The organism is Futiania mangrovi, from assembly GCF_024158125.1.
Taxonomy (GTDB): Bacteria; Pseudomonadota; Alphaproteobacteria; order Futianiales; family Futianiaceae; genus Futiania; species Futiania mangrovi.
Genome location: NZ_JAMZFT010000001.1, coordinates 844,166 through 864,245 on the forward strand (window position 1 = coordinate 844,166; position 20,080 = coordinate 864,245).

Sequence of the window (20,080 nt, forward strand, 5' to 3'; positions counted from 1 at the left end):
TTTGCCGTGAGCTTGCGCAAAGGCCGTTCTGACGCGCTTTTGGGCATCCGCCGCGTCCCCGACCCATCGCCCTTTGCCGAAAAAGAAGGCAAGCGTGGCGAAAGATTGTGCAGCCGGTGCCGATGGAGGCATCCTGGCGTCGCTTGCGAGGTTCGGCTTTGACCTGGAGCAAGCCGTAAGCGACCCTCGCCGGCGCGGATGCGATCCTGGCGGAGCGGCGGACATGCAGGAGCTTTTCGGCCTCGACGACTGGGCGGCCCCGGTGCCGCTCCTGACCCCGCGCGAGATGGGGCAGGCGGACGCCGCGGCCATCGCCGCGGGCACGCCGGGCACCGTGCTCATGGCCAGGGCGGGGCGCGCGGTCGCGGACGCCGTGCTGCGCCGCCTCGGCCACCGGCAGGGCAGGCGGGCGGCCGTTCTCTGCGGGCCGGGCAACAATGGCGGGGACGGCTTCGTCGCGGCGCGGCTGCTGGCGGAGGAAGGCGTGGAGGCCACGGTCTATCTGCTCGGTGCGCGCGGGGATCTGGGAGGCGACGCCGCGGATGCCGCGCGGCAATGGCTGGGCGAGGTGCATCCGCTCCAAGCCGCCCTCGACCTGGCGGGCCTGGACGAGGCCAGCCAGCCGCACGTCTGGATCGACGCGCTGTTCGGGGCGGGTCTGTCGCGCCCGCTGGAGGGGGTGGCGCGGCGCCTCGTCGAGGCGCTGGACGCAAGCGATGCGGATATCGTGGCGGTCGACGTGCCCTCCGGCCTCGACGGGGCGACGGGCGAGGTGCGGGGCGCCGCGGCGCGTGCCGTGGAGACGGTGACCTTTGCCACGCTCAAGCCCGGCCACCTGCTCTATCCGGGGCGTGCGCTCTGCGGGGCGCTGACGGTCGCGGACATCGGCATTCCGGAGGCGGCGGTGACGGGTCTCGCGCCCAAGGCGTTTGCCAATGCGCCGGGCCTGTGGCGGGGCGCGTTCCCGGTGCCGGAGGCGGCCGGGCACAAATATACCCGCGGTCACCTGGGCGTGCTGAGCGGCCCGGCGGTGCAGTCGGGCGCCGCCCGCTTGGCGGCGCGCGGGGCCTTGCGTGCGGGCGCGGGCCTCGTCTCCATGATATGCGCGCCCTCGGCCGCGATGGTGCTCGCGAGCCATCTCACCGCGGTCATGGTCAAACCCGTGCGGGCGGGAGAAGCCGCGGCGAACCTGATGGCGCGGCACCGCATTTCGACGCTGGTCGCCGGGCCGGGTCTCGGCACGGACGAGAGCGCGCGCGAGCGGCTTCTCGCCGCACTGGCGGCCCCGGCGGAGGGGGAGGGGCTGACCGGCCTCGTGCTAGACGCGGATGCGCTGACGCTGCTTGCGGAACGGGGCGAGGGGATCGCGGACCGGATGCCCCCACGGACGGTACTAACCCCGCACGAGGGGGAGTTCGCGCGTCTCGTCCCCGATCTCGGCCTGCAGGCCGCCGGACAGCGGTTGAGCCGCCTCGACCGGGCGCGGACGGCGGCGGAGAGGCTGGGTTCGGTCGTGCTGCTGAAGGGGCCCGACACGGTGGTGGCCGCGCCGGACGGGCGCACGGCCATCGCGGCCAATGCGCCGGCATGGCTCGCGACGGCGGGTTCGGGCGACGTGCTGGCGGGCATCGTCGGCGGGCTGCTCGCGCAAGGGATGCCCGCGTTCGAGGCCGCGTGCGCCGCAGCCTGGATGCACGGGGCGGCGGCGGAGGTCTGCGGTCCGGGCCTCATCGCCGAGGACCTGCCCGAGGCGCTGCCGCAGGTCGCCGCCGCGCTGATCGGGGATGCGGGCCTGCCGCCGCCGATCCATCTCGCGCCCGCGTCCGAACCGTGATACTCCCACGCCCCGGAGTGGTCATGTTGCGGGCGTGGCGGAACTGGTAGACGCGCCAGGTTTAGGTCCTGGTGCCGCAAGGCGTGGGGGTTCGAGTCCCTCCGCCCGCACCATCGGGGAGCGCGCGGCGCGCCTCACCCGATTTCGCCCCCGTTCCGCAAGGGGGCTTGAGACGCGCGCGCCATCCTTATAGATAGGCGGCTCGATTTTCCTCACACCGAACGGATGCAAGGGCGCCATGGACGTCAAGGAACTGAACCGCGAAGGCCTGTCCCGCGAATATGCGGTGACGATTCCGGCCACCGAACTCGACGCGCAGATGAACGGCCAGCTCGAGGAGCTTGCGGCCAACGTCCGCATGAAGGGGTTCCGCCCCGGCAAGGTGCCCTTGGCGCTGCTGCGCAAGCAGTACGGCCGCCAGATCATGGGCGACGTGATCCAGAAGTCGGTGACCGAAAGCTCGCAGAAGCTGCTGAGCGACGAGGGCATCCGCCCGGCCGGCCAGCCCTCGATCGAGGTCACGAAGTTCGAGGAAGGCGGCGACCTCGAGTACAAGATCGCGATCGACGTGATGCCCGAGATTCCGGAGAAGGACTTCGGTACGCTGAAGCTGGAGCGTCCGACGCTGAAGGACGCGGACCTCGACCAGGAGGTCGAGGCGACGCTCAAGCGGCTCGCCGAATCCAACACCGCGTTCGAGCCGCGCGGCAAGACGGCGCAGGCAAAGTCGGGCGACCAGGTGCTGATCGACTTCGTGGGACGCATCGGCGGCGAGGCGTTTGAGGGCGGCGCGGCGGACGACTATGAGCTGACGCTCGGCTCCGGCGCGTTCATTCCCGGCTTCGAGGACCAGCTGATCGGCAAGAAGACCGGCGCCAAGACCGACGTGACCGTCAGCTTCCCGGAGAACTACGGCGCGAAGGAACTGGCCGGCAAGGAGGCCGTGTTCGAGGTCACCGTGAAGGAGGTGCGCGCGCCCAAGCCGGTCGACGTGGACGATGCCTTCGCCACGCAGTTCGGCGCGAGCGACCTCGAGAACCTCAAGCAGATGATCCGCGACCAGCTGTCGCGCGACTTCGGCGGGGTCTCGCGCGGGCGCCTGAAGCGCAAGCTGCTCGACGCGCTCGACGATCTCTACGATTTCGAGCTGCCGGCCCGGATGCTGGAGAACGAGGCGAAGGACGTCGCCCGCCAGCTGACACCGCAGGAAGAGCACAGCCACGATCACGATCACGATCACGATCATGATCACGACCATGACCACGATCACGACCATGCGCACGAGGCGAAGGAGCCCGAGGTTACCGAGGAGCACCGCAAGCTCGCCGAGCGGCGCGTGCGCCTCGGCCTCGTGCTGGCCGAGATCGGGCAGAAGAACGCCATCACCGTCTCCGACGAGGAGGTGAACCGCCTGATCATGCAGGAGGCGCGGCGCTTCCCCGGCCAGGAGCAGCAGTTCCTCGACTACGTGCGCCAGAACCCGCAGTATGCGGCGCAGTTCCGCGCACCTCTTTTCGAGGACAAGGTCGTGGACTATCTGCTGGAGCGGGCCGAGATCACCGACAAGCCCGTCTCCAAGGACGAGCTGATGTCCGACCCGGACGAGGACGGCGAGGGCTGAGAGGCGGCCCCGGCGGGGCATGCCGCGCGCGGCCCTCGCGGATTAACCGGCTCTTTTCCGGTCGCGTGGCAAGGTCCGGCCAGAACGGCGGCGTGCGGGGCGGTTCGATATCGCCCCGCGGCGCAGTTAAAGAACAGGTCAAGCAAGAGGCGGGCGCGTTGCCATGAGAGACCCCATCGACACCTACATGAACACCCTGGTCCCGATGGTGGTCGAGCAGACCAGCCGCGGCGAGCGGGCGTTCGACATCTATTCCCGCCTCCTGAAGGAGCGGATCATCTTCCTGACGGGCCCGGTGGCGGACGGCGTGTCCAGCCTTATCGTGGCGCAGCTTCTCTTCCTCGAGGCGGAGAACCCGAAGAAGGAAATCAGCTTCTACATCAACTCGCCGGGCGGCGTGGTGACCTCGGGCATGGCGATCTACGACACCATGCAGTACATCAAGCCGAAGGTCTCGACGCTGTGCATCGGGCAGGCGGCGTCCATGGGCTCGCTGCTGCTGGCAGCCGGCGCTCCGGGGATGCGTTTCGCGCTGCCGAACGCGCGCGTGATGGTGCACCAGCCGTCGGGCGGCTTCCAGGGCCAGGCCTCCGACATCGAGCGGCACGCCCGCGAGATCCTCGAGCTGAAGAAGCGCCTCAACAATGTCTATGTGGAGCACACCGGCCGCACCATGGAGGAGATCGAACGCGCGCTCGACCGCGACACCTTCATGACCGCGGACGAGGCCAAGGCCTTCGGCATCGTGGACGAGGTCGTCACCCAGCGCCCCGGCAAGGCCGAGGACGAGGGCGACAAGTCCAAGTCCTCCTGACGGGACCGGGGCGGCCCGTGCGGCACGGTTCCGCCCCGTCCGCCCCTTGTTTCGGGCCGGTAATGGCTTATTGATCCTAGTGTGACTATCGTGCTCGTATTGGCCGACGGTGACTCGGACGGCCCGGTGCGGCACGGATCGTGCATCGGACCCGGCAAGGGCCACGGAAGACGACGCGAAGCGTCCGCCGGATCGGCCGCGGGATGACAGAAGCCCCCGGCAACATGCAGGGCGCGCAGGGGTGTAAGGAGTGAGCATGAGCAAGGTCAGCGGCAGCAACACCGGAGCAGGCGGCGGCAGCGGCGACTCCAAGAACACGCTCTATTGCTCCTTCTGCGGCAAGAGCCAGCACGAGGTGCGAAAGCTCATTGCCGGCCCGACCGTGTTCATCTGCGACGAGTGCGTCGAGCTGTGCATGGACATCATCCGCGAGGAGAACAAGACCTCGCTGGTGAAGTCGCGCGACGGCGTGCCGACGCCGCAGGAAATCCGCAAGGTGCTCGACGACTATGTGATCGGCCAGGACTTCGCCAAGAAGGTCCTCTCGGTCGCGGTTCACAACCACTACAAGCGCCTCAACCACGCCACCAAGAACAACGATGTCGAACTGGCGAAGTCGAACATCCTGCTGATCGGCCCGACGGGCTGCGGCAAGACGCTGCTGGCGCAGACGCTGGCGCGCATCCTCGACGTGCCGTTCACGATGGCCGACGCCACCACGCTCACCGAGGCGGGCTATGTCGGCGAGGACGTGGAGAACATCATACTCAAGCTGCTGCAGTCGGCCGACTACAATGTCGAGCGTGCGCAGCGCGGCATCGTCTACATCGACGAGGTCGACAAGATCAGCCGCAAGTCGGACAACCCCTCGATCACCCGCGACGTGTCGGGCGAGGGCGTGCAGCAGGCGCTGCTGAAGATCATGGAGGGGACGGTTGCCTCGGTGCCGCCGCAGGGCGGGCGCAAGCATCCGCAGCAGGAATTCCTGCAGGTCGACACGACCAACATCCTCTTCATCTGCGGCGGCGCGTTCGCGGGCCTGGAAAAGATCATCGCGAGCCGCGGGACGGGCACGTCCATCGGTTTCGGTGCGGAGGTCAAGGCGGCGGAGGACCGGCGCACCGGCGAGCTGCTGCGGCAGGTGGAGCCTGAGGATCTGCTGAAGTTCGGCCTGATCCCGGAATTCATCGGCCGGATGCCCGTCCTTGCGACGCTGGAGGACCTCGACGAGGATGCCCTCATGGACATCCTGCAGAAGCCGAAGAACGCGCTCGTGAAGCAGTACCAGCGCCTGTTCGAGATGGAGGATGTGAGCCTCACCTTCTCCGATGACGCGCTGCGCGCCATCGCGCGCAAGGCCATCGCCCGCAAGACGGGTGCGCGGGGCCTGCGCTCCATCCTCGAGGGCATCCTGCTGGAACCGATGTACGACCTGCCGTCGATGAACGGCGTGGAAGAGGTCGTCATCAACGGCGAGGTGGTGGAAGGGCGCGCGAAGCCGCTGCTCATCTACGCCGACCGCCGCGAGGATGTCGGGACGTCCGCGTGAGGCTGACGGGCACAAGCACTGGCTTGTCGCGCGCGGACTTGATCCCACATCTTGTCGATACCACGTCATCCCCCAGGATGACTGAACCGGTCGCCCATCCGGGGGCCGGACCCCTCCAGATGCGAGTTCGCCATGACTGAACAGTACGAAGCGACTTCTGGCGTCTACCCGGTGTTGCCGCTCAGGGACATCGTTGTGTTTCCGCACATGATCGTGCCGCTCTTCGTGGGGCGCGACAAATCCGTGCGGGCGCTCGAGGACGTGATGAACAACGACAAGCAGATCCTGCTTGCGACCCAACGGGATGCCTCGAACGACAATCCGCAGAAGGGCGACATCTTCGACGTCGGCACGATCGCGTCGGTCCTGCAGCTTCTGAAGCTGCCGGACGGCACGGTGAAGGTGCTGGTCGAGGGGGTCAAGCGCGCCCGCGTCACAGGCTATCTGGAGAACGAGGAGTTCTTCGAGGCCGAGGCCACGCCGCTCGACGAGCCGGCGGAGGACGCGCGCGAGATCCAGGCGCTGATGCGCACGGTCTCAACGCAGTTCGAGCAGTATGTGAAGCTGAACAAGAAGGTGCCGCCGGAGGTTCTGGTCACGGTCAGCCAGATCGACGAGGCCTCCAAGCTCGCCGACACCGTCGCGGGCCACCTCGCGGTCAAGATCGCCGAAAAGCAGGCGCTCCTCGAACTGCCGACCGTGAAGGAGCGGCTGGAGAAGGTGCTCGAGCTGATGGAGGGCGAGATCGGCGTCCTCCAGGTGGAGAAGCGTATCCGCAACCGCGTCAAGCGGCAGATGGAGAAGACGCAGCGCGAGTACTACCTCAACGAGCAGATGAAGGCGATCCAGCGCGAGCTGGGCGAGGGCGAGGACGGCCGCGGCGAGCTGGACGAGTTGGAAGAGAAGCTGGCCAAGGCCAAGCTCAGCAAGGAAGCGCGCGAGAAGGCCGACCAGGAGCTGAAGAAGCTCAAGCAGATGAGCCCGATGTCGGCCGAGGCGACGGTGGTGCGCAACTACCTCGACTGGATCGTGTCGCTGCCGTGGAAGAAGCGCGCGAAGCTGAAGAAGGACATCCACCTGGCCGAGGAGGTGCTGGACACCGACCATTACGGCCTGGAGAAGGTGAAGGAGCGGATCGTCGAGTACCTCGCGGTCCAGAGCCGGATGAACAAGCTGAAGGGCCCGATCCTGTGCCTCGTCGGCCCGCCCGGCGTGGGCAAGACGTCGCTCGGCCGCTCTATCGCGCGGGCCACGGGACGCGACTTCGTGCGCGTGTCGCTGGGCGGCGTGCGCGACGAGGCGGAGATCCGCGGCCACCGGCGCACCTACATCGGCTCGATGCCCGGCAAGATCATCCAGTCGATGAAGAAGGCGAAGTCGTCGAACCCGCTGTTCCTGCTCGACGAGATCGACAAGATGGGCCACGACTTCCGCGGCGATCCCTCCGCGGCGCTGCTCGAGGTGCTGGATCCGGAGCAGAACGCGACCTTCAGCGACCATTACCTGGAGATCGACTACGACCTGTCCGACGTGATGTTCATCACGACGGCGAACACGCTCAACATGCCGCAGCCGCTGCTCGACCGGATGGAGATCATCCGCATCCCCGGCTACACCGAGGACGAGAAGGTCGAGATCGCGCGCCGGCACCTCATTCCCAAGCAGCTCAAGAATCACGGGCTGAAGGAAGGGGAGTGGGAGGTCAGCGACACCGCGCTCCGCGACCTGATCCGCTACTACACGCGGGAGGCGGGCGTGCGTAACCTCGAGCGCGAGATCGCCAACCTCTGCCGCAAGGCGGTTAAGAAGCTGGTGGCGGGCGAGGTTCTCGATGTCAAGGTGACGCCGGAAAACCTCGGCGACTTCGCGGGCGTGCGCAAGCACCGCTTCGGCGAAGTGGAGCGCGAGGACCAGGTGGGCGTCGTCACGGGCCTCGCCTGGACCGAGGTCGGCGGCGACCTGCTGCAGATCGAGGCGGTGACCCTGCCCGGCAAGGGCAAGATGAAGACCACCGGCAAGCTCGGCGACGTGATGCGGGAATCGATCGAGGCCGGCTCGTCGCTCGTGCGCGCCCGCGCGGTGTCCCTCGGTATCCGCCCCGACGTGTTCGAGAAGCGCGACATCCACGTCCACGTCCCGGAAGGGGCGACCCCGAAGGACGGCCCGTCGGCCGGCGTGGGCATGGTGACGGCGATCGTCTCGGTCCTCACCGCCAACCCGATTCGCCGCGACGTGGCGATGACGGGCGAGATCACGCTGCGCGGCCGCGTGCTCGCGATCGGCGGCCTGAAGGAGAAGCTGCTCGCCGCGCTGCGCGGCGGCATCACCACCGTCGTGATCCCGAAGGAGAACGAGAAGGACCTGGCCGACATCCCCGACAATGTGAAGGAGGGGTTGAAGATCGTGACGGCCGAGGGAATCGACGACGTTCTCAAGGTCGCCCTGACCCGTCCCCTCGTGCCCATCGAGTGGGACGAGGAGAAGGAGGAGGCCGCCCCGCGCGAGGACAAGGCGGAAGACGGCTCGAACACGCTCATCACCCACTGAGCGACGCATTGATCTGTGGAAAAGCCGCGGGAATCGGGCGATTCGCGCGGCTTTTCCTTTGACCTGTCCGCGCGGGCGCGCCTACACTCCCTGCGCGTTTTGTAGTCTCACACGTCTAGCGGGGAGAAGCTGTGAACAAGAACGAACTCGCTTCGGTCGTCTCGGACAAGACCGGGCTGACCAAGGCCGATGCAGCGAAGGCTGTTGACGCCGTGTTCGATGCCATCACCGACGCCCTCAAGCAGGGGGACGAGGTTCGCCTCGTCGGGTTCGGGTCCTTTGCCGTCGCGGCGCGCGAAGCGAAACAGGGCCGCAACCCGCAGACCGGGGCGACCATCACGATCCCCGCGTCGAAGCAGCCGAAGTTCAAGGCTGGCAAGGGCCTGAAGGACGCGCTGAACTAAGCGCGCCACGGCGGCACGCCTCTCAGATCGTACGGCTGCATTCTGCAGGAAGCGCAGGGTGCAGCCGTTCGTGTATCATGCAGAAATTCCAGGCCGGGACAGGCCAGGCCATTCCGCGGGATGGCGTCCCTGCCGCGCGTGTCCGTTCGCGGGCACGTCGACTGGCGCATCATGCAGCGTGCATGGGCGATTAGCTCAGTGGTAGAGCGTCTCGTTTACACCGAGAGGGTCGGAGGTTCGAATCCTTCATCGCCCACCATTTGCATCCCGGACGGATCCGCAAGCGGTCCCGGTGCGTAGAGACTGACAGGCAGCATCGGAGCAGGTCATGAGCGCCGTCATCTCTCCGGACATGGGATCTGTTCTCGTCACGGGAGCGTCCGGCTTCATCGCCCGGCATGTCGTCCTCCAGTTGCTCGAGGCGGGATACCGCGTGCGCGGCACCGTCCGCTCGGCATCGAAGGGGGAGGATTTGCGCGGCGCACTGGCCGGGCAGGGCGCGGATGCCGCGCGGTTCTCATTCTGCGAGGCCGATCTCGACCGCGAGGACGGCTGGGCCGAGGCGGTTCGGGGCTGTGTGGCAGTCCTGCACGTGGCGTCGCCCTTTCCGCTCGGCAATCCGCGCGACCGCGAGGCGCTTGTGGGCCCCGCGCGCGCCGGTACGCTGCGTGTCTACGAGGCCGCGATGGCAGCCGGTGCCGCGCGCTTCGTGGCAACGTCCTCAATCGTGGCAATGGTCTACAGGGCGAACCGCCCGGCAGAGATGAGGTTCGGGGAGGGCGACTGGACCGACCCGGAATGGGCGCCGCTCACGGCCTATGCGGTCTCGAAGACGAGGGCCGAGCAGGCGTTGTGGGCGCAGGCGCGCAGCGACGGCACCCTCGAGCGCATCACCACGGTCAACCCGGGCTTCGTTCTCGGGCCCGCGCTCGACGGCGTGTTCGGAACCTCGCTCGAGGTGATCGGCATGATTCTCACAGGCAAGTATCCGGCCGTGCCTCCGACCGCCTATCCGGTTGCGGACGTGCGTGATGTGGCAGGCGTCCACGTGCGCGCCCTGCAGACGGGGGAGGCGGCGGGGCGCCGGTTGCTCGCGGCGGGTGAGACGCTTTCGCTGAAGGAAATGGCGGAGACGTTGCGCGCTGCCTTCCCTGGCCGTGCGCGGCGGATTCCGCGGCTGCAACTTCCGGTCTGGGCCGTGCGGGCGCTGGCGGTTGCCGATCCCGCCCTGCGTGCGGTGCGGGCGGATTTCGGCGTGCGGCCGTTGGCCGATGCCGCCTATGTCACGGAGATGACGGGCGTGCGCTTCCGCCCCTCAGGCGAGGCGGTCGTCGCGGCGGCGCAATCGCTGATCGACACGGGCAAGGTCTAGGAGCCGGATCGGGACGGGTGGGCGGCAGGGCGCATCGGCCCCGCCGCCGTGTGGTCCATGCGTCAGGCCATCCGGCGCCGGCGCAATCCGCCGAGCGCGAGGCCCGCAAGCCCGAGACCCATGAGCCCGGCCATCGACGGTTCGTCGACGCGCGCGCGTGCCGTCTCGAACTCCGACGCCGCCATCGAGACGAAATAGCTGTCGACGTTCGCCACGCTGTACTGGAAGGCGATAGGCATGCCCGTCGCCGGGTTCCAGGACAGGATGAAGTCGTCCACGCCGCCCGGCGTCGACAGCGCGCCGCCCGGGATGCCGCCGACGACCGACTCGCCGACGAGATTCTGGAAGGTCACTTCCGAGATGTCGTACGTCTTGCCTGCGATTGTCAGGGTAATGGACACGAGCGCATCGATCGGCGAGGTCGCGGAAGCCCCCTCCCAGACGACGAGACCGCTCACCGGATCCTGCGGAACGGCCGGGCAGATTCCGCCGGGGCAGAGGCCCACATCAAAGGCCTCGAAGGTAAACGCGGTCTCGAAAACGGCCGCGTTGGCCCCGCCTGCGAGGCCGGCCGTCATGGCCGCACCCGCGACGGCCGCGAGAAGATGACGTCGTTTCATGATACTCAACTCCCATGTTGCGCAACAATGCGCGCAGGACGAGCAAGGACCGTGCCGCAAGCGCCGCGCGCCACAGCAGCGCCGTCCGCGGGCGGGGTGCACTTTGGCCGTCTGCGGGTGCTTGACAGGCCGGGGCGCGTCGAATACTTACCCCTCACCGCGCGAGACGCGGTCGCCCGCGGGGGTGTAGCTCAGTTGGTTAGAGTGCCGGCCTGTCACGCCGGAGGTCGCGGGTTCGAGCCCCGTCACTCCCGCCATTTTCTCCTTTCAGTCCAGTGCCGTTTACGGCCTGCGCCCAGGCAGGGCGCGGTGCATTTGGCCGCGGTGCGGTGCCGCACGGGGGTGGCCGTGCAACCATGGACGCTTTAGGGTGTCCAGGTGCGGCAAGGGGCGTTTTCCTGCAATGCGGGAAGAGCCCACAGCGCCATGCAGATTTCGCAGGCGAGGCGGATTGCGTTTTGAAGGCATCCGCCTATGATGCCGCCGACTTCGGACAGGCGGGTGCCGGACGATCAGGTCCGGTCCGCGGGCAGCAAGGGGCGATCCATGGACGGTCTGCTCGTCGAATATCTTCCGATCCTGATCTTTCTCGGCCTCGCGCTGGTGCTGGGGATTGCGCTCATGGCGGCCGCCTGGCTCGCCGCGCCGCAGATGCCCGACGCGGAGAAGCTGTCGGCCTACGAGTGCGGCTTCAACGCCTTCGACGACAGCCGCATGAAGTTCGACGTGCGATTCTATCTTGTGGCGATCCTGTTCATCATCTTCGACCTGGAGGTCGCGTTCCTCTTCCCCTGGGCGATCACGCTGGGCGAGGTCGGGCTCTTCGGCTTCTGGTCGATGATGGTGTTCCTGGGGATCCTGACTATCGGCTTCATCTACGAGTGGAAGAAAGGGGCGCTGGAATGGGAGTGACGACACCCGCGGCGGCCACCGCGGCCGGCGCCGCCCAGCCGCACGACGACGCCTATTTCCGCCAGATCTCGGACGAGTTGGCGGACAAGGGCTTCCTCGTCACCAGCCTCGACGACGTGATCACCTGGGCGCGCACCGGCTCGCTGTTCTGGATGACGTTCGGCCTGGCGTGCTGCGCGGTGGAGATGATGCAGGCCTCCATGCCGCGCTACGACCTGGAGCGGTTCGGCACCGCTCCGCGGGCCAGCCCGCGCCAGTCCGACCTGATGATCGTGGCCGGCACGCTGACCAACAAGATGGCGCCGGCGCTGCGCAAGGTCTACGACCAGATGCCGGAGCCGCGCTACGTGATCTCGATGGGGTCGTGCGCGAACGGCGGCGGCTACTACCACTATTCCTACTCGGTCGTGCGCGGGTGCGACCGGATCGTGCCGGTGGACGTCTATGTCCCCGGCTGTCCGCCCACGGCTGAGGCGTTGCTCTACGGCATCCTCCAGCTGCAGCGGAAGATCCGGCGCACCGGCACGATCATCCGCTGAACCGGGCGACGGGGACAGGCATGGACGACCAGCTTCACGAGCTTGGCGAGCACATCGCCACGTCTCAGGACACCGCGGTGATCGGCTACTCGGTCGCCCATGGCGAATTGACGGTGACGGCGCATGCCGACTTCATCGGACGCCTGCTGACCTTCCTGCGCGACGATTCCTCGTGCCAGTTCAAGCAGCTGATCGACGTGACCGCGGTCGACTGGCCGGAGCGGGGCAAGCGATTCGACGTGGTCTATCACCTTCTGTCGATGCACCAGAACCAGCGTGTCCGCGTGAAGGTCGAGGCGGACGAGGAGCACCCGGTCCCCAGCGTCATCGGCGTCTTCCCGACCGCCAACTGGCTGGAGCGGGAGGTGTTCGACATGTTCGGCGTCCTGTTTTCCGACCATCCCGACCTGCGCCGGATCCTGACGGACTATGGCTTCCGCGGCTATCCGCTGCGCAAGGACTTCCCGCTGACGGGCCATGTCGAGGTTCGCTACGACGAGACCGCCAAGCGCGTGGTGTACGAGCCCGTCCAGCTCGCGCAGGAGTTCCGGAGTTTCGATTTCATGAGCCCGTGGGAAAGCGCCGAATACATCCTGCCGGGCGACGAGAAGGCGGGGGGCGCCTGAACCATGGCCGAGCAGCGCATCCGCAACTTCAACATCAACTTCGGGCCGCAGCACCCGGCCGCGCACGGCGTTCTCCGCCTGGTGCTGGAGCTGGACGGCGAGGTCGTCGACCGTGTCGACCCGCACATCGGCCTGCTGCACCGCGGCACCGAGAAGCTGATCGAGTACAAGACCTATCTCCAGGCGATCCCGTACTTCGACCGGCTCGACTATGTCGCGCCGATGAACCAGGAGCATGCATTCTGCCTCGCCGCGGAGCGTCTCCTGGGGATCGAGGTGCCGCGCCGCGGGCAGCTGATCCGCGTGCTCTATTCGGAGATCGGGCGGCTTCTTTCGCACCTTCTCAACGTGACCACGCAGGCCATGGACGTCGGCGCGCTCACGCCCCCGCTCTGGGGCTTCGAGGAGCGCGAGAAGCTCATGGTCTTCTACGAGCGGGCGAGCGGCAGCCGGATGCACGCGGCCTATTTCCGCGTCGGCGGCGTGCACCAGGACCTGCCCGAGGAACTGGTCGACGATATCGACGCCTTCTGCGACAGCCACCCGGCGGTGCTCGACGACATCGAGGGGCTGCTGACCGACAACCGCATCTTCAAGCAGCGCAACGTCGACATCGGCATCGTGCCGCCGGAGGACGTGTTCGCCTGGGGTTTCACCGGCGTCATGGCGCGGGGATCGGGCCTCGCGTGGGACCTGCGCCGCGCGCAGCCCTACGAGTGCTATTCGGAGATGGAGTTCGACGTTCCCATTGGCAAGAACGGCGACTGCTACGACCGCTATCTCATCCGCATGGAGGAGATGCGCCAGTCCCTGCGCATCATGAAGCAGTGCATCAAGGGCCTGCGGGAGACGAAGGGCCAGCCCTTCTCGGCGGTGAACAACAAGGTGGTGCCGCCCAAGCGGGGCGAGATGAAGCGCTCGATGGAGGCGCTCATCCATCACTTCAAGCTCTACACCGAAGGCTTCCACGTGCCGGCGGGGGAGGTCTATGCCTGCGTCGAGGCGCCGAAGGGCGAGTTCGGCGTCTACCTCGTGTCCGACGGCACCAACAAGCCCTATCGCTGCAAGATCCGCGCGCCCGGCTTCGCGCACCTGCAGGCGATGGACCACCTGACCCGCGGGCACATGCTGGCCGACGTTTCGGCCGTGCTGGGTTCGCTTGACATCGTGTTCGGGGAGATCGACCGCTAATGGCTCTTCGCCGTCTCCATCACGAGCAGCCCGAAAGCTTCGCCTTCACGGCGGAGAACAAGGACTGGGCCGCCGGCCAGATCGCCAAGTACCCGGAAGGGCGCCAGGCGTCGGCCATCATTCCGCTTCTGTGGAAGGCGCAGGCGCAGGCGGGCGGCTGGCTGCCCCGCCCGGCGATCGAGCACGTGGCGGACATGCTGGGCATGCCCTACATCCGCGCGCTCGAGGTTGCGACCTTCTACTCGATGTTCAACCTCGCGCCGGTGGGCAAGTTCTTCGTGCAGGTCTGCGGCACGACGCCCTGCATGCTGCGCGGGTCGGACGACGTGATCGCGGTCTGCAAGGACAAGATCGGGCCGGAGGGCAAGGTGTCTGCCGACGGCACCTTCTCCTGGCTGGAGGTCGAGTGCCTGGGCGCCTGCTGCAACGCGCCGATGGTGCAGGTCAACGACGACTACTACGAGGACCTGACGCGGGAGAATTTCTCCGAACTCCTCGACGACCTGAAGGCAGGCAAGGCGCGCACGCCGGGCTCGCTGATCGGCCGGAAGACGTCGGAGCCGGTGGGCGGGCTCACCTCCCTGACCGATCCCGCGGTCTACAACGGCACCGCGACGGCCACGAAGGCGGCCGGCCCGAAGGCCGACGATCAGGCGCCGAAGAAAGCCGCCAAGCCGAAGCCGCAGGCCCAGGAAGGCGCACCTGCGCTGAAGGATCCGGGCGAGGGGGCGGCGGCGGAGGCCGCGCCCGAACTGCTGAAGGCGCCGAAGGGCGAGGCGGACGATCTCAAGAAGATCAGCGGCGTAGGCCCGAAACTTGAGACGCTTCTGAACGAGATGGGCTTCTGGCACTTCTCGCAGATCGCGGCGTGGACGCCGGAGAACGTGGCTTGGGTCGACGCCCGGCTGAAGTTCAAGGGCCGGATCGAGCGGGACGACTGGATCGGCCAGGCGAAGATCCTCGCCGGGGGCGGCGAGACGGAGTTTTCGAAGCGGGTGGAGAAGGGCGACGTCCCCTCCAGCAAGGACTGATGCGCGCACGGGCGCGCCGGACCGGCGGCCGTCGATTGAAGGACTGAAGGCATGCTGTCAGACAAGGACCGCATTTTCACAAACCTCTACGGGTTCGGCGATCCGGGCCTTGCGGGGGCGCGCGCACGCGGCGACTGGGACGGCACCAAGGCGCTGATCGAGAAGGGCCGCGACTGGGTCATCTCCGAGATGAAGGAGAGCGGTCTGCGCGGGCGCGGCGGCGCGGGCTTCCCGACCGGCCTCAAATGGTCCTTCATGCCGAAGGAGAGCGACGGGCGCCCGCACTATCTCGTCGTCAACGCCGACGAGTCGGAGCCCGGCACCTGCAAGGACCGCGAGATCATGCGCGGCGATCCGCACAAGCTGATCGAGGGGTGCCTGATCGCCTCGTTCGCGATGGGCGCGCACGCCTGCTACATCTACATCCGCGGCGAATACATCGCCGAGCGCAAGGCGCTGCAGCGCGCGGTGGACGAGGCCTACGAGGCCCGCCTGATCGGCAAGAACAACGTCCACGGCTGGGACTTCGACCTCTACGTCCATCACGGCGCGGGCGCCTATATCTGCGGCGAGGAAACGGCGCTGCTGGAAAGCCTCGAGGGCAAGAAGGGCATGCCGCGCCTCAAGCCGCCGTTCCCGGCGAACGTCGGCCTCTACGGCTGCCCGACGACGGTCAACAACGTTGAATCGATCGCGGTCGCGCCGACCATCCTGCGCCGCGGCGCGTCCTGGTTCGCGGGCTTCGGCCGCCCGAACAACACCGGCACCAAGGTGTTCTGCATCTCCGGCCATGTGGAGCGGCCCTGCAACGTCGAGGAGGCCATGTCGATCCCGCTGCGCGAGCTGATCGAGAAGCATTGCGGCGGCGTGCGCGGCGGCTGGGACAATCTGCTGGCGGTCATTCCGGGTGGCTCGTCCGTCCCGCTGATCCCCAAGGAGATCTGCGACGACGTGCTGATGGACTTCGACGCGCTGCGCGAGGTGAAGTCGGGCCTCGGCACCGCGGCGGTCATCGTCATGGACAAGTCGACCGACGTGATCCGCGCCATCGCCCGGCTCGCCCGCTTCTACAAGCACGAGAGCTGCGGCCAGTGCACGCCCTGCCGCGAGGGCACGGGATGGATGTGGCGCGTCATGGAGAAGCTGGTGCGCGGCGAGGCCGAAGTCAGCGACATCGACATGCTGCTCGACGTCACGACGCAGGTCGAGGGCCACACCATCTGCGCCCTCGGTGATGCGGCGGCGTGGCCCATCCAGGGCCTGATCCGGCATTTCCGCCCGGTGATCGAGGAGCGTATCCGCTCCACGAAGACGCGGGTGGCCGTTCCGGCCGCAGCGGCAGAGTAAGGGGAAGGGCGATGAGCGATACCCGCAAGGTCGTCGTCAACGAGACCGAGATCGAGGTTCCGGCCGGCTACACGCTGCTGCAGGCGTGTGAGGCGGCGGGCGTCGACATTCCGCGTTTCTGCTACCACGAGCGGCTGTCGATCGCCGGCAACTGCCGCATGTGCCTCGTCGAGGTGCCGGGCACGCCGAAGCCGCAGGCGTCGTGCGCGCTCGGCGTGCGCGACCTGCGCCCCGGCCCGAACGGGGAACCGCCGCGCATCCTGACCAACACGCCCGCCGTCAAGAAGGCGCGCGAGGGCGTGATGGAGTTCCTGCTGATCAACCATCCGCTCGACTGCCCGATCTGCGACCAGGGCGGCGAGTGCGACCTGCAGGACCAGGCGATGGCCTTCGGCGTCGACCACACGCGCTATGCGCTCAACAAGCGCGCGGTCGAGGACAAGGAGATGGGGCCGCTCGTCAAGACGATCATGACGCGCTGCATCCATTGCACGCGCTGCGTCCGCTTCGCGACCGAGGTTGCGGGCGTGCCCGAACTGGGCGCGACGGGCCGCGGCGAGAGCATGGAGATCACGACCTATCTGGAGCAGGCTCTGACGTCGGAGCTTTCGGGCAACGTGATCGACCTGTGCCCGGTCGGCGCGCTGACCTCGAAGCCCTACGCCTTCACCGCGCGGCCCTGGGAGCTGAAGAAGACCGAGAGCGTCGACGTGATGGACGCGCAGGGCGCCAACATCCGCGTCGACAGCCGCGGGCGCGAGGTCATGCGCATCCTGCCGCGCCTCAACGAGGACGTGAACGAGGAGTGGATCTCCGACAAGTCGCGCTTCGTCTGGGACGGGCTGAAGCGCCAGCGTCTCGACCGCCCTTATGTGCGCGAGAACGGCAAGCTGCGCCCCGCAAGCTGGGACGAGGCGTTCGCCGTCGTCGCCGACAAGCTCGCGGGCACCGCGCCGGAGAAGGTCGCGGCCATCGCCGGCGACCTGTGCGACACCGAATCCATGTTCGCGCTCAAGGGGCTGCTCGAAAGCTTCGGGGTCACGAGCCTCGACTGCCGTCAGGACGGGGCGAAGCTCGACCCGGCGAACCGGTCGTCGTGGCTCTTCAACTCCGGCATCGCTGCCATCGAGCAGGCGGATGCGCTGCTGCTCGTCGGCACCGATCCGCGCGCCGAGGCTTCGGTTCTGAACGCGCGCATCCGCAAGCGCTGGCTCGCCGGGCCGTTCCCGGTGGGCGCCATCGGTACCGTCGGCGACCTCACCTATGAGGTGGAGCGCCTGGGGGCCGGCCCCGACACGCTCGCGGAACTCGCGGCGGGCAAGCATTCCTTCTTCGAGACGCTCAAGAAGGCCGAACGGCCGATGATCGTCGTCGGGCAGGGCGCGCTCGCCCGAGCCGACGGGGCCGCTGTCTGGTCGGCGGTCGCCAAGCTGGCTGAGGCCGTGGGGGCGGTGACGGACGGCTGGACCGGCGTCAATGTGCTGCACACGGCGGCCGCGCGCGTGGGCGGGCTCGAGGTCGGCTTCGTGCCGGGCGAGGGCGGCCGCGACCGCGACGCGATCCTCGCCGGCGCGCAGTCGGGCGAGGTCGAGGTGGTGTGGCTGCTCGGCGCCGACGAGATTCCGGGCGACCGTTTTGGCAAGGCCTTCGTCATCTACCAGGGCAGCCACGGCGACCGCGGCGCGCACCGCGCCGACGTGGTCCTGCCGGGCGCGGCCTATACGGAGAAGGACGGCCTCTACGTCAACATGGAAGGCCGCCCGCAGCTCGGCTTCCGGGCGATCTTCCCGCCGGGCGACGCGCGGGAGGACTGGGCCATCGTGCGGGCGCTGTCGGCGGTCGCGGGCAAGACGCTTCCCTACGATTCGCTGCGCCAGCTTCGTGCGAAACTGTTCGAGGCGGTGCCGCACCTGGCGGAGATCGACACGGTGCACGCCGCCCCGTGGCAGGCGCCGCAGGGCGGGGGTGACATGAGCGCGGAGCCCTTTGCAAATGCGGTCGAGGACGTGTACCTGACGAACCCGATCGCGCGCGCAAGCCGCGTGATGGGCGAATTGTCGGCGCTGAAGGCGGCGCGGGCCAAGGCGGGGGCGACGGGGACCCATGGGTGAGGCGATGGCGGACGCTGGTATCTGGACGACCTATGGCTGGCCGCTCCTGGTGATCGTGGCGCAATGCCTTGCGCTCACCGTCGGGCTGCTCGTCTCGCTGGCGTTCCTGCTCTACGCCGACCGCAAGGTCTGGGCGGCGGTGCAGATGCGCCGGGGCCCGAACGTGGTCGGCCCCTTCGGCCTGCTGCAGTCGTTCGCCGACTTCATCAAGTTCATCGTCAAGGAAACGGTCGTGCCCGCGGGCGCGGACAAGATCGTGTTCCTAGCGGCACCGCTCATCACCTTCGTGCTGGCGCTGATCGGCTGGGCGGTGGTGCCGGTCGCGGACGGCTGGGTGATCTCCGACATCAATGTCGGCATTCTCTACCTCTTTGCGATCTCCTCGCTCGGCGTCTACGGCATCATCATGGGCGGCTGGGCGTCGAACTCGAAATACCCGTTCCTCGGCGGCCTGCGGTCGGCGGCGCAGATGGTCTCCTACGAGGTCTCCATCGGCTTCGTGATCGTGACCGTGCTGATGGTTGTGGGCTCGCTCAACCTCTCCGACATCGTGCGCGCGCAGGAGGGATCCTGGGGCCTGTTCTCCTGGTTCTGGCTGCCGCTCTTCCCGATGTTCGTGGTGTTCTTCGTCTCGGCGCTGGCGGAAACGAACCGCCCGCCCTTCGACCTGCCGGAAGCGGAATCGGAACTCGTTGCCGGCTACCAGGTCGAGTATTCGTCCGTTCCCTACCTGCTCTTCATGATCGGCGAGTACATGAACATCGTGCTCATGTGCTCCATGCTGACGATCCTGTTCTTCGGCGGCTGGCTGCCGCCCGTTCCGGGGCTCGACTTCGTGCCGGGGATCGTCTGGTTCATCGTGAAGGTCTGCTTCTTCTTCTTCCTGTTCGCGATGGTGAAGGCGATCGTGCCGCGCTACCGCTACGACCAGCTCATGCGGCTCGGCTGGAAGGTGTTCCTGCCCCTGTCGCTCGCCTGGGTGGCGGTGACGGCGGGCGTCCTCGTCGCGTTCGATCTCGCGCCGAAGCTCGGTTGAGGGAGGCATTGCCATGACCAGCCTCGCACGCTCCGCACGCCAGTTCCTGCTGGCCGATTTCGTCGGCGGCTTCTTCCTGGGCCTGAAGTATTTCTTCAGGCCGAAGGCGACGCTCAACTATCCCTTCGAGAAGGGACCGCTGTCGCCGCGTTTCCGGGGCGAGCACGCGCTGCGCCGCTATGCCAACGGCGAGGAACGCTGCATCGCCTGCAAGCTGTGCGAGGCGATCTGCCCGGCGCAGGCCATCACGATCGAGGCGGAGCCGCGCGCCGACGGCAGCCGCCGCACGACGCGCTACGACATCGACATGGTGAAGTGCATCTATTGCGGGTTCTGCCAGGAGGCGTGCCCGGTGGATGCGATCGTCGAGGGACCGAACTTCGAGTTTGCGACCGAGACGCGCGAGGAACTGCTCTACGACAAGGAGAAGCTGCTCGCCAACGGCGACCGGTGGGAGCGGGAGATCGCGAAGAATCTGGAACTCGACGCGCCCTATCGCTAAAAGGGCGGCGCCTCGCGGGGGCGG

The 20,080-nt window shown here is 67.6% G+C and carries 17 protein-coding genes and 3 tRNA genes; 19 read left to right on the plus strand and 1 reads right to left on the minus strand.

What is annotated here, in order from left to right; genetic code table 11:
• Nucleotides 1–223 precede the first annotated feature (223 nt).
• From NJQ99_RS04110 to NJQ99_RS04150, 9 genes are all read left to right on the plus strand, one after another.
• Nucleotides 224–1,834, plus strand: coding sequence for an NAD(P)H-hydrate dehydratase (locus NJQ99_RS04110; protein WP_269331524.1), 1,611 nt, complete (start codon nt 224–226; stop codon nt 1,832–1,834).
• A gap of 28 nt (nt 1,835–1,862) precedes the next feature.
• A tRNA-Leu gene (locus tag NJQ99_RS04115) sits at nt 1,863–1,947 on the plus strand.
• Between the two features lie 125 nt (nt 1,948–2,072).
• Nucleotides 2,073–3,455: a trigger factor gene (gene tig, locus NJQ99_RS04120; protein ID WP_269331525.1), complete on the plus strand. Its 1,383-nt coding sequence runs from the start codon at nt 2,073–2,075 to the stop codon at nt 3,453–3,455.
• Nucleotides 3,456–3,618: 163 nt separating this feature from the next.
• The gene (gene clpP, locus NJQ99_RS04125) at nt 3,619–4,269 is read left to right on the plus strand and encodes an ATP-dependent Clp endopeptidase proteolytic subunit ClpP (protein ID WP_269331526.1); all 651 of its coding nucleotides are present in this window, start codon (nt 3,619–3,621) and stop codon (nt 4,267–4,269) included.
• A gap of 256 nt (nt 4,270–4,525) precedes the next feature.
• Nucleotides 4,526–5,818: an ATP-dependent Clp protease ATP-binding subunit ClpX gene (gene clpX, locus NJQ99_RS04130; protein ID WP_269331527.1), complete on the plus strand. Its 1,293-nt coding sequence runs from the start codon at nt 4,526–4,528 to the stop codon at nt 5,816–5,818.
• Nucleotides 5,819–5,950: 132 nt separating this feature from the next.
• A complete protein-coding gene (gene lon / locus NJQ99_RS04135; RefSeq protein WP_269331528.1) occupies nt 5,951–8,365 on the plus strand; it encodes an endopeptidase La in 2,415 nt (804 codons plus the stop codon).
• Between the two features lie 131 nt (nt 8,366–8,496).
• Entirely contained in the window at nt 8,497–8,769 is a 273-nt protein-coding gene (locus NJQ99_RS04140; protein ID WP_269331529.1) for an HU family DNA-binding protein, read from the plus strand.
• Between the two features lie 184 nt (nt 8,770–8,953).
• Nucleotides 8,954–9,028 (plus strand) — tRNA-Val (locus NJQ99_RS04145).
• Between the two features lie 69 nt (nt 9,029–9,097).
• Nucleotides 9,098–10,141, plus strand: a complete 1,044-nt coding sequence (locus NJQ99_RS04150) for an NAD-dependent epimerase/dehydratase family protein (protein WP_269331530.1) — start codon at nt 9,098–9,100, stop codon at nt 10,139–10,141.
• A 62-nt stretch (nt 10,142–10,203) separates the two neighbouring features.
• Here the strand turns inward: NJQ99_RS04150 and NJQ99_RS04155 are convergent, their stop codons facing one another.
• Entirely contained in the window at nt 10,204–10,761 is a 558-nt protein-coding gene (locus NJQ99_RS04155; protein WP_269331531.1) for a hypothetical protein, read from the minus strand.
• A gap of 180 nt (nt 10,762–10,941) precedes the next feature.
• Between NJQ99_RS04155 and NJQ99_RS04160 the strand changes: the two genes are divergently transcribed.
• From NJQ99_RS04160 to nuoI, 10 genes are all read left to right on the plus strand, one after another.
• Nucleotides 10,942–11,018, plus strand: a tRNA-Asp gene (locus tag NJQ99_RS04160).
• A 289-nt stretch (nt 11,019–11,307) separates the two neighbouring features.
• A complete protein-coding gene (locus tag NJQ99_RS04165) occupies nt 11,308–11,673 on the plus strand; it encodes an NADH-quinone oxidoreductase subunit A (RefSeq protein WP_269331532.1) in 366 nt (121 codons plus the stop codon).
• Nucleotides 11,664–12,212 (plus strand): NuoB/complex I 20 kDa subunit family protein, encoded by a 549-nt coding sequence (locus NJQ99_RS04170; protein ID WP_269331533.1) that lies wholly within the window; start codon nt 11,664–11,666, stop codon nt 12,210–12,212. Before NJQ99_RS04165 ends, NJQ99_RS04170 begins: the two co-directional genes overlap by 10 nt.
• Nucleotides 12,213–12,232: 20 nt before the next feature.
• Complete coding sequence (locus NJQ99_RS04175; RefSeq protein ID WP_269331534.1) at nt 12,233–12,838, plus strand: NADH-quinone oxidoreductase subunit C; 606 nt, start codon at nt 12,233–12,235, stop codon at nt 12,836–12,838.
• A gap of 3 nt (nt 12,839–12,841) precedes the next feature.
• Nucleotides 12,842–14,029: an NADH-quinone oxidoreductase subunit D gene (locus NJQ99_RS04180; RefSeq protein ID WP_269331535.1), complete on the plus strand. Its 1,188-nt coding sequence runs from the start codon at nt 12,842–12,844 to the stop codon at nt 14,027–14,029.
• Complete coding sequence (gene nuoE, locus NJQ99_RS04185) at nt 14,029–15,060, plus strand: NADH-quinone oxidoreductase subunit NuoE (protein ID WP_269331536.1); 1,032 nt, start codon at nt 14,029–14,031, stop codon at nt 15,058–15,060. The genes NJQ99_RS04180 and nuoE overlap by 1 nt, the downstream gene beginning before the upstream one ends.
• 51 nt (nt 15,061–15,111) lie before the next feature.
• Nucleotides 15,112–16,407, plus strand: coding sequence for an NADH-quinone oxidoreductase subunit NuoF (nuoF, locus tag NJQ99_RS04190; protein ID WP_269331537.1), 1,296 nt, complete (start codon nt 15,112–15,114; stop codon nt 16,405–16,407).
• Nucleotides 16,408–16,418: 11 nt separating this feature from the next.
• Nucleotides 16,419–18,518 carry an NADH-quinone oxidoreductase subunit NuoG gene (gene nuoG / locus NJQ99_RS04195; RefSeq protein ID WP_269331538.1) on the plus strand — a complete coding sequence of 700 codons (2,100 nt, stop codon included), beginning with the start codon at nt 16,419–16,421 and terminating at the stop codon, nt 18,516–18,518.
• Nucleotides 18,519–18,522: 4 nt separating this feature from the next.
• Nucleotides 18,523–19,554 (plus strand): NADH-quinone oxidoreductase subunit NuoH, encoded by a 1,032-nt coding sequence (gene nuoH / locus NJQ99_RS04200; protein WP_269332072.1) that lies wholly within the window; start codon nt 18,523–18,525, stop codon nt 19,552–19,554.
• A 13-nt stretch (nt 19,555–19,567) separates the two neighbouring features.
• Nucleotides 19,568–20,056: an NADH-quinone oxidoreductase subunit NuoI gene (nuoI, locus tag NJQ99_RS04205; RefSeq protein WP_269331539.1), complete on the plus strand. Its 489-nt coding sequence runs from the start codon at nt 19,568–19,570 to the stop codon at nt 20,054–20,056.
• Nucleotides 20,057–20,080 lie beyond the last annotated feature (24 nt).

Bases quoted from the DNA above. Each gene is read 5' to 3' on its own strand.
- NJQ99_RS04110 (WP_269331524.1), top strand. From the start codon at position 224: ATGCAGGAGCTTTTCGGCCTCGACGACTGGGCGGCCCCGGTGCCGCTC.
- tig (WP_269331525.1), top strand. From the start codon at position 2,073: ATGGACGTCAAGGAACTGAACCGCGAAGGCCTGTCCCGCGAATATGCG.
- clpP (WP_269331526.1), top strand. From the start codon at position 3,619: ATGAGAGACCCCATCGACACCTACATGAACACCCTGGTCCCGATGGTG.
- clpX (WP_269331527.1), top strand. From the start codon at position 4,526: ATGAGCAAGGTCAGCGGCAGCAACACCGGAGCAGGCGGCGGCAGCGGC.
- lon (WP_269331528.1), top strand. From the start codon at position 5,951: ATGACTGAACAGTACGAAGCGACTTCTGGCGTCTACCCGGTGTTGCCG.
- NJQ99_RS04150 (WP_269331530.1), top strand. From the start codon at position 9,098: ATGAGCGCCGTCATCTCTCCGGACATGGGATCTGTTCTCGTCACGGGA.
- NJQ99_RS04155 (WP_269331531.1), bottom strand. From the start codon at position 10,761: ATGAAACGACGTCATCTTCTCGCGGCCGTCGCGGGTGCGGCCATGACG.
- NJQ99_RS04165 (WP_269331532.1), top strand. From the start codon at position 11,308: ATGGACGGTCTGCTCGTCGAATATCTTCCGATCCTGATCTTTCTCGGC.
- NJQ99_RS04170 (WP_269331533.1), top strand. From the start codon at position 11,664: ATGGGAGTGACGACACCCGCGGCGGCCACCGCGGCCGGCGCCGCCCAG.
- NJQ99_RS04175 (WP_269331534.1), top strand. From the start codon at position 12,233: ATGGACGACCAGCTTCACGAGCTTGGCGAGCACATCGCCACGTCTCAG.
- NJQ99_RS04180 (WP_269331535.1), top strand. From the start codon at position 12,842: ATGGCCGAGCAGCGCATCCGCAACTTCAACATCAACTTCGGGCCGCAG.
- nuoE (WP_269331536.1), top strand. From the start codon at position 14,029: ATGGCTCTTCGCCGTCTCCATCACGAGCAGCCCGAAAGCTTCGCCTTC.
- nuoF (WP_269331537.1), top strand. From the start codon at position 15,112: ATGCTGTCAGACAAGGACCGCATTTTCACAAACCTCTACGGGTTCGGC.
- nuoG (WP_269331538.1), top strand. From the start codon at position 16,419: ATGAGCGATACCCGCAAGGTCGTCGTCAACGAGACCGAGATCGAGGTT.
- nuoH (WP_269332072.1), top strand. From the start codon at position 18,523: ATGGCGGACGCTGGTATCTGGACGACCTATGGCTGGCCGCTCCTGGTG.
- nuoI (WP_269331539.1), top strand. From the start codon at position 19,568: ATGACCAGCCTCGCACGCTCCGCACGCCAGTTCCTGCTGGCCGATTTC.